This window comes from Mesorhizobium sp. Arg314 (assembly GCF_053714275.1).
In genome coordinates, this window is sequence record NZ_JBSKBP010000022.1 from 12,865 (window position 1) to 25,019 (window position 12,155).

Here is a 12,155-nt window from a genome sequence, read left to right on the forward strand (position 1 = left end):
GCAAGGCAAGCTATCCTGATCCGCCTTGATGGAGGGGGAACGGATGGGAAGAGAGTTCATAGCGGCGGTTTTCTGCCTGCTGCTGCTCAGCGAAGAAGCCGTCGCGGGCTGGTACCAGGTCGAAAACTACGAAGGCTCCATCGGACCGAACCTGGTCCATCTTTCCCTGCAGCGCTATGCCAGCTTCGGCAGCGGCATCACCGTCGAGGGAAGCTATTTGTACGACGCCAGGCAAAGCCCCATCGCGATCTACGGCAAGGCTGACGGCTCAAGGGTCTCGCTGTGCGAGATCGCGGACGACAAGGAATTTCGACGCGTTCTGGTAATGGGGTCGAAGACTCCCGTCGATACCGCCGGATGTCCGTTGTCTCTCGATCTCAGCGAGAGCGGCGCGACAGGGACCTGGAGCAAGGGAGCGGACAAATTTCCCGTCATGCTGAAGAGCGTCGCGAGCCTCGACGACACAGGCGAGGGGAAGATCGGCGGAACAGTCGAGATTCCGTTCTGGGCCGAGACGGCCACCGACCGGTTCGCCGGAATCTACACAACATCCGATGCCGGCATCTGCATGACGAAAATGCTGGTGATCAACAAGAAGAAAAAGCAGGCCGTTCAGGAGATCGAGTTCGACGATGAGGACTGCAACGCCGGCATATCGACGACACCCATTTATATGAACGTGCAAAAATGGGTGGAGGGAGGCAAGGACATCATTTCCGTAGATTTTGGAGGCGGCAAATTCGCAGGTGCGAACGACTATGCCCTCAATCCGAAGACAAGAAAATACCATCTAAAGAAATGATGCTCAGGCGTATCTCGCCAAACTTGGTATTGCGGGGGATCACCGCCGCCCGAACAGCCTTTCGATGTCGGCGAGCTTGAGCTCGATATAGGTCGGCCGGCCATGATTGCAGGTACCGGATCCGGGCGTCGCCTCCATCTGGCGCAGCAGCGCGTTCATCTCCTCGGCCTTGAGCAGGCGCCCTGAGCGTACCGAGCCGTGGCAGGCCATGGTCGCGGCTATTCTGTCCAGCCGCTCCTTCAGCGTCTCGACGGTGTCGTTGTCGGCGATCTCGTCGGCAAGGTCGCGCACCAACTGCTGCACATTGGTCTCGCCAAGCATCGACGGCGTCTCGCGCACCGCCACCGCGCCTGGACCGAAGCGCTCCAGGCCGAGGCCGAATTTGGCGAGCGTGTCGGAATGCAACGCCAGCCGCTCGGCATCTTCTTCCGGCAGGTCGACGATCTCGGGCAGCAGAAGCATCTGCGAAGGCACCGCACGCGAATGCAGCGCGTTCTTCAGCGCCTCGTAGACCAGCCGCTCATGCGCGGCATGCTGGTCGACGATGACGAGCGAATCCCTCGTCTGGGCGACGATGTAGTTCTCATGCACCTGCGCCCGCGCCGCGCCCAGCACCGTGCCGAGCAGCGCTTCGGCCGGCTCGGCCATGCCGGTGCGGGCATCGGCGCTGGCGAGCGGTCCGGTGTCGAAGGCCGTCTGGTCGTTTTCGCCAAAGCCACCTTGGCGCGGCCGCGCTTGCCCCATGTCGAGCGGCCGCTGCGGCGAGCGCAATGGGTCGAAGCCGCCGGAGCCGGAGGCGTGATAAGCGGCTTCGTAGCTGCGGTGTCCGTTGGCCGGACCGGGATGCGAATAAGGCGCAACCCCCGGCCGGAACGCCGCCATCATGCCGGCGGCACCCGTCGTTGCCGCGCGGATGCCCGCGCAGGCCAGCGCTTCGCGTATGGCGCCGACGATCAGCCCGCGCACCAGGCCCGGATCGCGGAAGCGCACATCGGCCTTGGCCGGATGCACATTGACGTCGACGGTCGAAGGATCGAGCGACAGGAAGAGCACGGTCACCGCATGCCGGTCGCGCGGTAAAACGTCCGCGAAGGCGCCGCGGATCGCGCCGGCGATCAGCTTGTCGCGCACCGGTCGTCCGTTGACATAGGCATATTGCTGCAGCGCGTTGGCGCGCGTGTAGGACGGGATCGAGACGTGGCCGGCAAGATGCACGCCGTCGCGTATGGCATCGATGGCAATGGCATTGTCAGGAAAATCCTTGCCCATTACCTGCGCGACGCGGGCAAGCCGGCCTTCCGGCGTGTCGTCGGTCGCCGGCAGTTCCAAAGTCGAACGGTCGGGTCCGGCAAGCGTGAAGCGCACGGCCGGGAAGGCGATCGCAATGCGTTTCACCACGTCGCTGGTGGCCGAGCTTTCGGCGCGCTCGCCCTTCATGAATTTCAGCCTTGCCGGCGTGGCGAAGAAGAGATCGCGCACCTCGACCGTCGTGCCGCGGTTGGCCGCCGCAGGCTTCACCGCAGAGACCCGGCCGCCCTCGATGCCGATCTCGGCCGCGCTGTCGCAGCTTGCTGTCCGCGAGCGGATCGAGAGCCGTGCGACGGAACCGATCGAGGGCAGCGCCTCGCCGCGGAACCCCAGCGAGCGGATGTCGTGGATATCGTCGGAAAGCTTCGAGGTGCAATGGCGCGCGATCGCCAGCGCCAGCTCCGGCTCGGCAATGCCTGAACCGTCATCGGTGACGCGGATCAGGTTCAGCCCGCCGCCGGCGGTGACGATCTCGACTTTGTGTGCGCCGGCATCGAGCGCGTTCTCGACCAGCTCCTTCACCACGCTCGCCGGACGCTCGATGACCTCGCCGGCGGCGATCTGGTTGATCATCGTTTCGGAAAGCTGGCGGATGGGCATCGGGCGATTATAGGCGGATTCGATCGGCGTGGGGGAGGGGTTACTTCCAGAACCTCACGCCTGCGCCACCAGCCAGTCCCTTACCTTGCGCGCATTGTCGCTGAGGTCGCGGTTCTTTGGCCAGATGACATGGAACCCGACGCCGGTCCTCATCACATGATCGGTCACCGGCACCAGCAGCCCCGATGCCACGAGACGCTCGACCAAATGCCGCCATCCAAGCGAGATGCCTTGCCCCTCCATCACCGCCTGGATCACCAGCGCGTAGTCGTTGATGCGCAGGCCGCGCTCGGCATTGCGCAGGCTGGTTCCGGCTGATGCGAACCATTCGTCCCAGTTCGGCGCCTCGCGATAGGGCTCCTCGAGATGGATGAGTCGGTGCGTGGCCAGTTCCTCGACAGTCTTCGGCTTGCCGAATTTGGCGAGATAGCTCGGTCCCGCGACTGGGAAGATCTCTTCGTCGGCAAGCGACAGCGAGTGATAGTCCGGCCAGTCGCGCGGCGCGCCGCCGCGCACGCCGAGCGGAATCCCCTCGGCGATGATGTCGAGATCGCGGTCGGCGGTCTGGATGCGCAGGTCGATGCCCGGCAGTTCGTCGCGGAACTGCTGCAGGCGCGGCATCATCCAGAACGAGCCGAAAGCGGTCGAGGCGGCAAGCGTCACATGCCCGCCCGTCGCCTGCAGGCGCAGGTCCTCCGCCGACTTGCGGATATGCGACAGGCCGAGCGACACGTCGGCATGGAAGCGCTCGCCGGCCTCCGTCAAAATCACCTGGCGGTGGCGGCGCTGGAACAGCTTCGCGCCGAGCTGCTCCTCCAGACCGCGCACCGCATAGGAGACGGCGGCCTGGGTCATACCGAGCTCGCGTCCGGCGGCGGTGAAGCTCGACAGCCGGCCCGCGGCTTCGAAGACGATCAGGCTGCCGGCAGAGGGCAGCAGGTGGCGTAGGCTTCGCATAAGCACAGCTTATACAAGCGATCAGGATTTTCTAGCGTCACAGCCATATTTTACCCCGCTAACTTGGTCAGACGGGAAGAAGGAGGCTCCATGAACGCACCGGCCGTTGAATTGACCGAACAGACCCACCGCCGCGGCGGCGGCCGCCTGGGGCGCAAGGCGCTCAGAAGCGCGCCGATAGCGTCCTTCCCGACCCTTGTGCGGCAAATCCCCGCCTATGAGATCGTGCCGAGCGAGGCGGTGGAACTGATCCACGAGGAATCGCTCAAGATCCTCGAGGAGGTGGGTTGCGAATTCCGCGACGACGGGGCGATCGAGCTCTGGAAGGCGGCCGGCGCCGATGTCAGGGAAACGCGTGTCCGCATCGACCGGGCGCTGTTGATGGAACTCGTCTCGAAGGTCCCGCCGGAGTTCACGCTCAACGCGCGCAACCCCGAGCGCACCGTGCGCGTCGGCGGCAAGAACTCGATCTTCGTGCCGATGTATGGCGCGCCCTACATCCGCGACCTCGACAACAAGCGGCGCTACGGCACGCTCGCCGACCTCAGCAATTTCCACAAGATGGCCTACATGGCGCCGGCGCTGCATTCCTCGAGCTCGGTCATCTGCGAGCCGATGGAAATCGCGGTGCCGAAGCGGCATCTGCACATCATCCACTCGGCGCTGAAGCATTCCGACAAGCCGTTCATGGGTATCGTGACGTCGAAGGAGCGCGCCGAGGACACGATGGCGATGGCTGGCGTCGTCTTCGGCGAGGACTTCGTGCGCGACAACCCGGTGCTGGTGGCAATCACCAACTGCAATTCGCCGCTGGTATGGGACGCCACCATGATCGACGCCATGCGGGTCTATGCGAGCCACAACCAGCCGCTGATCCTGGCGCCTTTCGCATTGTGCGGCGCCTCGACGTCGGCTTCCGCCGTCGGCGCGGTGGCGCAGGTCAATGCCGAGGCGCTTGCCGGCGTGGCCCTGACCCAGCTCATCCGACCCGGCTCGCCGCAGATCTACGGCCAGTTCATGGTCACGGTCGACATGAAGACCGGCGCGCCGATGGGCGGCACGCCGGAGGCGGCCCAGATGATGTATCTGATGGGTGCGCTGGCCAGGAAATACAAACTGCCCTGGCGCACCTCCGGCTTCCATGTCGGCTCCAAGCTCAACGATGCCCAGGCCGGCTACGAGGCGAACATGCTGATGCATGCCGCGATCCTGTCCGGCGCCAATTACATCTGGCATTCCGCCGGCTGGCTGGAGGCGGGCCTCACCTGCGGCTATTCGAAATTCGCCACCGACTGCGAGCAGCTCGTCGGCTGGTACAAATATGCCGGCGGCGTGCCCTTCGACGATTTCAAGGAAGCCATGGCGGCGATCCGCGAGGTTGGTCCGCAAGGGCATTTCCTCGGCACCCAGCACACGCTCGAGCATTTCGAAAGTGCCTTCTTCATGCCGAACATCATGGACTTCAATTCCTTCGAGCAATGGAACGCCGAGGGCGCGAAGGACCATGACACGCGTGGCCGCGAAAAGGCGCGCAGCATGCTCGCCGACTACCAGGAGCCGAAGCTCGACGAGGGCGTTGCCGAGGGTCTCGCGGATTTGATCGCGCGGCGTGAGGAAAAGTTGCCGGACAGCGTTAGTTGATAGACGGCCGCGCTAGTTGAAAACAAACGGGCGAAGACCCGGTCAAATCGATGGGAGAACGAGAATGAAACTTTTCAGAAGCAATGGTGACCGGGTCCCGGCCGCTATCGAAGCGATGGCCGAGGAGGCGCGCGCCGGCCGCGTCGACCGGCGCGAATTTCTGGCGCTGGCCAGCGCCTTCGGCGCTTCGACGGCTTTTGCCTATGGGATGCTCGGCCTTGCCGCGCCGACCAGGGCGCTCGCCGACGAGCCGAAGAAGGGCGGAACGCTGCATGTCGCGATGTCGGTCAAGGCGCAGAAGGATCCGCGCACCTATGACTGGACCGAAATGGCAAACGTTACCCGCACCTGGCTGGAGCCGCTGGTGCGCTACACGCACCAGTTCACCTTCGAGCCGGTCCTGCTCGAAAGTTGGGACGTCAACGACGACGCCACCGAATACACGCTCCATCTGCGCAAGGGCGTCACCTGGAACAATGGCGATGCCTTCAACGCCGATGACGTGGTCGCCAATCTGAACCGCTGGTGCGAGAAGGGGGCTTCCGGCAATTCCATGGCCGCCCGCGTCGGCGCGCTGATCGACACCAAGACCGGCAAGGCGAAGGATGGCGCGATCACCAAGGTCGACGATCATACGGTCAAGCTGAAGCTCAACGAAGCCGATATCGCCATCATCCCGGGCCTCACGGACTATCCGGCGCTGGTCGTGCACCGCGACTTCGACAAGGATGGCGCCGATCCGATCAAGAAGCCGATCGGTACCGGGGCTTTCGAGCTGGTGTCTTATGCGGTCGGGTCGAAGGCGGTCGTCAAGCGTCGCGAGAACGGCAAGTGGTGGGGTGGCGAAACGCCGCTCGACGGGGTGGAGTTCATCGACTACGGCACCGACTTCAACGCCACGCTCAATGCCTTCGATTCCGGCGAGATCGACCTCGATTTCGAAACGCCGGCCGACTTCATCGAGCCACTCGACAAGATGAATCTGGTGAAATCGGAGGTCGCGACGGCGACTACGCTCGTTGCCCGCACCAACGTCACCCATAAGCCCTATGACGACAAGCGGGTGCGCAACGCGCTGCAGATGGCGGTCGACAACAACCAGGTGATGCAGCTCGGCTACAATGGCCGCGGCACGGTCGGCGAGAACCACCATGTCAGCCCGATCCATCCCGAATACTATCCGTTGCCCAAGAAGAGCCGCGATGCCGCCGGCGCCAAGAAGCTGATGGCGGAGGCCGGGCAGGCCGACTTCGAGCATGAGCTGATCACCGTCGAGGACGAGTGGCAGAAGAACACCGGCGATGCCATCGCCGGCCAGTTGCGCGATGCCGGCATCAAGGTGAAACGCACCGTGCTGCCGGGCTCGACCTTCTGGAACGACTGGACGAAATATCCTTATTCCATGACCATCTGGTACATGCGTCCGCTCGGCGTGCAGGTGCTGGCGCTGGGCTACCGCAGCGGCGAGGCCTGGAACGAGACGGCCTTTTCCAACCCGGACTTCGACGCCAAGCTCAAGGAGGCACTTTCGCTGGCCGATCCCGCCAAGCGCAAGGACGTGATGAAGGATGTCGAGCAGATCCTGCAGGACTCCGGCGTCATCATCCAGCCGTTCTGGCAGAAGCTCTACTGCCACATGAACAAGAAGGTGAAGAACTACTCGATGCACCAGACCTACGAAATGGACTTCCAGAATGTCTGGCTGGATGCCTGAGCGCGCCTGGACTTCATGAGCCGCAAAAAAGCGGATATGCAGGATGCATGGCGGTGATCGTGCCACCACGCCGCCGAACGTCCGGAGATCCTGCATGAAGCCGATAGTGCTTGCCGCTGCCATGTCGATTGCCTTGCCCGGCGCCACGCTCGCCGGGCCGGCTTCCAACGCCGTGAAGTTCTTCTACGTGCCTGAAGTGAAGTTCGAGGCGGACGCGAAATACCGCGACCGTTTCACCGACCCGGTCACCAAGCTGTTCGAAGCCAACGACAAGGCGCAGAAGGAGAAGCCCGACGAGGTGTCCTGCATCGACTTCGACCCCGGCCTCGACGCCCAGGATTTCGATCAGAAGACCCTGTCGAAGACACTTAAGCTCACCGAGGCCGTCAATGGCGACACCGCCGAGGTGACGGCAAACTTCAATCTTTTCCCGGAAGGCGATGACTCCAAACGCGAAATGGTGTGGTCGCTGAAGAAAGTGGACGGCAAGTGGAAGATCGCCGACATAACCTCCAAGACCAGCGACTGGAAGCTCAGCGCGCTGGAATGCGGCTCCTCGACGGAGTGATGCCGTGCTTCGCCGTCTCGTCGTCGCGTTGTCGAGCTTGTCGATGCTGGCCGCTGGGCTGAGCGGCGACGCCTGCGCGCAGGGGCTCTTCGGCTCGCCGCCGCCGAACGCCCCCTCAGGCGACAATGCGCCTGCGGTCGACAAGTCGCCGCCAGCCGCAACGCCGGAAACCAAGCCGGTCGAACCGCCGGCGCCTGTCCTGCCCGGATCGCCGACGGCCGTGGTGAAGCCCTTCTATGAGTATCTCGGGCTCGAGCTCGATCCGGCTCAGCGCAAGAACTTCATCGACCCGGCGAAAACCGTGCTCGACAAGAGCGATGCGCTGCGCGCCTCGGGACAGGGCGAGTGTCTCGACCCCAACATGGCGCTCGACAATGCCGACTATGACAAGTTCGCCATCGACGAGAGCCTGCGCACCATCGAAGCCGTCAATGGCGACGAGGCCAAGGTGGTCGTCGCTTTCGTCATCGAGGGCCACCAGCACCGGCTGGAATGGAAGCTGAAGAAGGTCGGCGGCGACTGGAAAATATCCGACCTCCTGTCTGTGACCGGCGAATGGGCGCTCAGCCAATACCAGTGCGAATGATGACGATCCGCTCAGCCGCGTCCGCGATAGGGCGCAACGCCGGTATCCGGCAGCCAGGCGTGCTTGGGCGGCGCCCCGGTCTGCCAGAAGACGTCGATCGGGATGCCGCCGCGCGGGAACCAATAGCCGCCGACACGCAGCCAGAGCGGCTTTGTCGCCTCCACGATGCGGCGGCCGATCATGACCGTACACTCTTCATGGAAGGCGCCATGGTTGCGGAACGAGGTCATGAACAGCTTCAGCGACTTCGATTCCACCAGCGTCTGGTCCGGCGCGTAGTCGATGACGATGTGGGCGAAGTCGGGTTGGCCGGTGACCGGACACAGCGAGGTGAATTCAGGGCAGGTGAAGCGCACGATCGCGGGCGGGCCGTCGCCGCGCTGGAACGGCACCGTCTCCAGGACCGCCTGTTCGGGGCTCTGTGGCGTCTCGACGTGCTTGCCGAGCTGGGTGAGGTTCTTGGCGTCGGTCATGGGCGGCTCCTTGCTGCCGCAACCCAATCGGGCGCGGCGCTGTTGGCGCGCTCATTAGCATCGGACCGAAAAGTGCGCAGCGGTTTTCGGATGAATCCGATGCGTGAAATGGAAGCGGGAGCAGCATCGGACCGAAAAGTGCGCAGCGGTTTTCGGATGAATCCGATGCGTGAAATGGAAGCGGGAGCAGCATCGGACCGAAAAGTGCGCAGCGGTTTTCGGATGAATCCGATGCGTGAAATGGAAGCGGGAGCGGCGCGACGCTCCCGTGCAATTTGAAACGGCAGGAAGACAATGACCAGCAACGACCCGCTTCTCCAACCTTACCAGCTCAAGCACCTGACGCTGAAGAACCGGGTGATGTCGACCAGCCATGAGCCGGCTTATTCCGAGGACGGCATGCCGAAGGAGCGCTACCGGCTCTACCATGCCGAGAAGGCCAAGGGCGGCATGGCGCTCACCATGACGGCCGGCTCGGCGATCGTCTCGCGCGATAGCCCGGCCGCCTTCGGCAATTTGCATGTCTATGACGACAGGATCGTGCCGTGGCTCGCCGAACTGGCGGACGCCTGTCATGAACACGACTGCAAGGTGATGATCCAGATCACCCATCTCGGCCGCCGCACGGGCTGGAACAAGGCCGATTGGCTGCCGGTGCTGTCGGCCTCGCCGGTGCGCGAGCCGGCGCACCGCGCCTTCCCGAAGACCATCGAGGAGTGGGACATCGAGCGCATCGTCGCCGACTATGCTTCGGCCGCGCAGCGCTGCCAGGCGGCCGGCCTCGACGGCATCGAGTTCGAATCCTACGGCCATCTGATGGATGGCTTCTGGTCGCCGGCGACCAACCATCGTGACGACGAGTTCGGCGGCTCGCTCGACAATCGCCTGCGCTTCACCGACATGGTGCTGGATACGGTGCGCGCCGCCGTCGGCGAGAAATTCGTCGTCGGCATCCGCATGGTCGCCGACGAGGATTTCGAAAAGGGCATCTCGAAGGAAGTGGGCATCGAGATCGCCAGGCGTCTGGCCAACTCCGGCAAGGTCGATTTCCTCAACATCATCCGCGGCTCGATCGAGACCGATGCGGCGCTGACCAAGGTCATCCCGGTGACCGGCATGCGTTCCTCGCCGCATCTCGATTTCGCCGGCGAGGTGAGGGCGGCGACGAAGTTCCCGACCTTCCATGCGGCGCGCATTTCGGATGTCGCCACCGCGCGCCATGCGATTGCCACCGGCAAGCTCGACATGGTCGGCATGACGCGCGCCCATATTGCCGATCCCTATATCGTCAAAAAGGTAATGGAAGGCCGCGAGCACGAGATCAGGCCCTGCGTCGGCGCCACCTATTGCCTCGATCGCATCTATGAAGGGGGCGAGGCGCTCTGCGTCCATAACGCGGCAACCGGCCGCGAAGCGACCGTTCCGCATGTCATCGCCAAGAGCGAAGGACCGAAGAAGAAAGTCGTGGTGGTGGGCGCCGGCGCCGGCGGCCTTGAAGCGGCGCGCGTCGCGGCCGAGCGCGGCCATGAGGTGACGGTGCTGGAAGCCTCCAGTCAGGCCGGCGGCCAAGTGCGGCTTGCGACCCAGAACCCGCGCCGCAAGGAGCTGATCGGCATCATCGACTGGCGGCTCGCCGAGCTCGACCGACTCGGCGTTGAAATCCGCTACGACACCTGGGCGGAGAAGAACGATGTGCTGGCGCTGGCGCCGGATGTCGTGATCGTGGCAACTGGCGGCCTGCCGCAGAACCCGCCGCTGACGGCCGGCGACAACCTGGTAACCTCGAGCTGGGACATCATGGCCGGCAGCGTCAAGCCGGCCGAGAATGTCCTGCTTTACGACGACAATGGCGGCCATCAGGGCATGGGCGCCGCTGAACTCATCGCCAATAGTGGCGCGAAGTTGGAGCTGGTTTCGCCGGAGCGCTTCTTCGCGCCGGAAATGGGCGGCCTGAACCATGTGCCTTACATGCGCGCCTTTCACGAGAAAGGCGTCACCGTCACCATCAACACCCGCCTGCGCTCGGTGCGTCGCGAGGGCAACCAGCTCATCGCCGAACTGGCGTCGGACTTCGCCGATGGCTGGCGCGGCGAGCGGCGCGTCGACCAGGTGGTGGTCGAGCATGGCACAGCACCCCTCGACCACCTCTATCTATCGCTGAAGCCACTGTCCAAGAATGGCGGCGCGGTCGACTATGAGCGGCTGGTGAACGGCGGCGACATTTTTCCGCAGCGCAATCCGGAAGGTGGCTTCGTCGTGTTCCGCATCGGCGATGCGGTCGCCTCGCGCAACATCCACGCCGCGATCTATGACGGCATCCGGTTCGGGATCAGAATCTAAAGATTGGTGGCGCGCAATCGACCTCTGCAAGGAGAGCCACCTGCCGCTTCGGTCGGTTGCGCGCCGCGCATGGTCGGCTTACACCGGCCGTGCGATTTCAAAACATCTTGGCGGTCGCCATGCAAAGCACGGTGATGACCAGCAACCCGCCGGCGAGGCGTTCGCCTCTGGTCATTTTCGCGCGCAGCTGGGTTTGCGTCGCTTGATCGGCGCCGGCAAGCTGCCTGCTGGCGGAGCCCACAAGCGCGCCCTGCACGCCGGCGGCGATCAGCGCCGTCAAGATGCCCAGCGCCAATACCTTCTCCATCGAGCCGAAAGCACCCTCATGGAAGAAGTACCAGAGCAGCAAACCGGTCAGGAAAGCCAAACCGGCCGCGCCCATTTGCGGCCGGAAGAACCGTTCCGCCTTGATCTCCGGATCGCGGGCAACCGCAACGGTGGTGCCGGCCCAGAAGACGCCGGCCACGACGTGCAGGCCGATGACGACGATATAGACATATTGCATGACCGCATTCCTCTCAGCCGCCCGCCGCGCGTCGCAGCCATGTCGCGACGCCATCAATAAGACAAAGTTAGATATCTAACGGTTAGATGTCAATCATGAAGCCGAGTTTCACGTTCCCACTGCTTGCTCTACTGTCAGGTCATGACACCGTTTGACCGCCCGCCTGTTGGCATGAACCTCGCCCGCACCTCGAAAGTGGTGGCGCAGGCTTTCGATGCCGCGCTGGTCGAGGCCGGCGGGACGCTGCCGGTGTGGTTGACCTTGCTGTCGGTCAAGTCGAAGGAACTCGCCAACCAGCGCGAGCTCGCCGGCATGATCGGCATCCAGGGCGCGACGCTGACGCATCACCTCAACGCCATGGAAGCGCAAGGGTTGCTGACGCGCCGCCGCGACCCGGAGAACCGCAGGGTCCACCAGGTGGCCCTGACCGAGGCCGGTAAAGCGCTGTTCGAGAAACTGCGGATGGCCGCGATCGCCTTCGACAAGCGGCTGCGCATGGGCATCGCCGATGAGAGGCTGGCCGAATTCGCCGAAGTGCTGGCTGCGCTAAGGGCGAACGTCGAAGCGCCGAGCTTCGGGCATCTGCTGGCGTCTTTCCCCGGAGACGAGAACGATATCCCGCCTCGCCCCGGCAACCCGGCTCGCGCAGTCAAATCATAAG

Annotated in this window: 12 protein-coding genes; 8 read left to right on the top strand and 4 right to left on the bottom strand. The window is 63.8% G+C overall.

Going from position 1 to position 12,155, the window contains the following annotated elements; all coding sequences use genetic code 11:
* Positions 1 to 43: 43 nt before the first annotated feature.
* Positions 44 to 802: a hypothetical protein gene (locus ACWGS9_RS21865; RefSeq protein ID WP_454507198.1), complete on the top strand. Its 759-nt coding sequence runs from the start codon at positions 44 to 46 to the stop codon at positions 800 to 802.
* A 39-nt stretch (positions 803 to 841) separates the two neighbouring features.
* Here ACWGS9_RS21865 and mutL read toward each other — a convergent pair whose 3' ends face one another.
* Both mutL and ACWGS9_RS21875 read right to left on the bottom strand, forming a co-directional pair.
* Positions 842 to 2,710 carry a DNA mismatch repair endonuclease MutL gene (gene mutL, locus ACWGS9_RS21870; protein ID WP_454507199.1) on the bottom strand — a complete coding sequence of 623 codons (1,869 nt, stop codon included), beginning with the start codon at positions 2,708 to 2,710 and terminating at the stop codon, positions 842 to 844.
* A 54-nt stretch (positions 2,711 to 2,764) separates the two neighbouring features.
* Complete coding sequence (locus ACWGS9_RS21875) at positions 2,765 to 3,667, bottom strand: LysR substrate-binding domain-containing protein (protein WP_454507200.1); 903 nt, start codon at positions 3,665 to 3,667, stop codon at positions 2,765 to 2,767.
* Between the two features lie 90 nt (positions 3,668 to 3,757).
* Here ACWGS9_RS21875 and ACWGS9_RS21880 point away from each other — a divergent pair, with 90 nt between their 5' ends.
* The 4 genes from ACWGS9_RS21880 to ACWGS9_RS21895 all read left to right on the top strand — a co-directional run bounded on the left by ACWGS9_RS21880 (position 3,758) and on the right by ACWGS9_RS21895 (position 8,176).
* Complete coding sequence (locus tag ACWGS9_RS21880; protein ID WP_454507201.1) at positions 3,758 to 5,308, top strand: trimethylamine methyltransferase family protein; 1,551 nt, start codon at positions 3,758 to 3,760, stop codon at positions 5,306 to 5,308.
* 64 nt (positions 5,309 to 5,372) lie between these two features.
* A complete protein-coding gene (locus ACWGS9_RS21885; RefSeq protein ID WP_454507202.1) occupies positions 5,373 to 7,022 on the top strand; it encodes an ABC transporter substrate-binding protein in 1,650 nt (549 codons plus the stop codon).
* Between the two features lie 94 nt (positions 7,023 to 7,116).
* Positions 7,117 to 7,590 (top strand): DUF3828 domain-containing protein, encoded by a 474-nt coding sequence (locus ACWGS9_RS21890; protein WP_454507203.1) that lies wholly within the window; start codon positions 7,117 to 7,119, stop codon positions 7,588 to 7,590.
* A gap of 4 nt (positions 7,591 to 7,594) precedes the next feature.
* Positions 7,595 to 8,176, top strand: a complete 582-nt coding sequence (locus tag ACWGS9_RS21895; RefSeq protein ID WP_454507204.1) for a YqhG/Tai3 family protein — start codon at positions 7,595 to 7,597, stop codon at positions 8,174 to 8,176.
* Positions 8,177 to 8,187: 11 nt separating this feature from the next.
* Here ACWGS9_RS21895 and queF read toward each other — a convergent pair whose 3' ends face one another.
* The gene (queF, locus tag ACWGS9_RS21900; RefSeq protein WP_454507205.1) at positions 8,188 to 8,649 is read right to left on the bottom strand and encodes a preQ(1) synthase; all 462 of its coding nucleotides are present in this window, start codon (positions 8,647 to 8,649) and stop codon (positions 8,188 to 8,190) included.
* A 99-nt stretch (positions 8,650 to 8,748) separates the two neighbouring features.
* On the opposite strand from queF, the gene ACWGS9_RS21905 reads away from it, so the two are divergent.
* The gene (locus ACWGS9_RS21905; RefSeq protein WP_454507206.1) at positions 8,749 to 8,928 is read left to right on the top strand and encodes a hypothetical protein; all 180 of its coding nucleotides are present in this window, start codon (positions 8,749 to 8,751) and stop codon (positions 8,926 to 8,928) included.
* A 15-nt stretch (positions 8,929 to 8,943) separates the two neighbouring features.
* Positions 8,944 to 10,989 carry an oxidoreductase gene (locus ACWGS9_RS21910; protein ID WP_454507207.1) on the top strand — a complete coding sequence of 682 codons (2,046 nt, stop codon included), beginning with the start codon at positions 8,944 to 8,946 and terminating at the stop codon, positions 10,987 to 10,989.
* A gap of 97 nt (positions 10,990 to 11,086) precedes the next feature.
* Here ACWGS9_RS21910 and ACWGS9_RS21915 read toward each other — a convergent pair whose 3' ends face one another.
* On the bottom strand, positions 11,087 to 11,494 hold the full coding sequence (locus tag ACWGS9_RS21915) for a hypothetical protein (RefSeq protein WP_454507208.1): 408 nt from the start codon (positions 11,492 to 11,494) through the stop codon (positions 11,087 to 11,089).
* 171 nt (positions 11,495 to 11,665) lie between these two features.
* On the opposite strand from ACWGS9_RS21915, the gene ACWGS9_RS21920 reads away from it, so the two are divergent.
* Complete coding sequence (locus ACWGS9_RS21920) at positions 11,666 to 12,154, top strand: MarR family winged helix-turn-helix transcriptional regulator (RefSeq protein ID WP_454507209.1); 489 nt, start codon at positions 11,666 to 11,668, stop codon at positions 12,152 to 12,154.
* Position 12,155 lies beyond the last annotated feature (1 nt).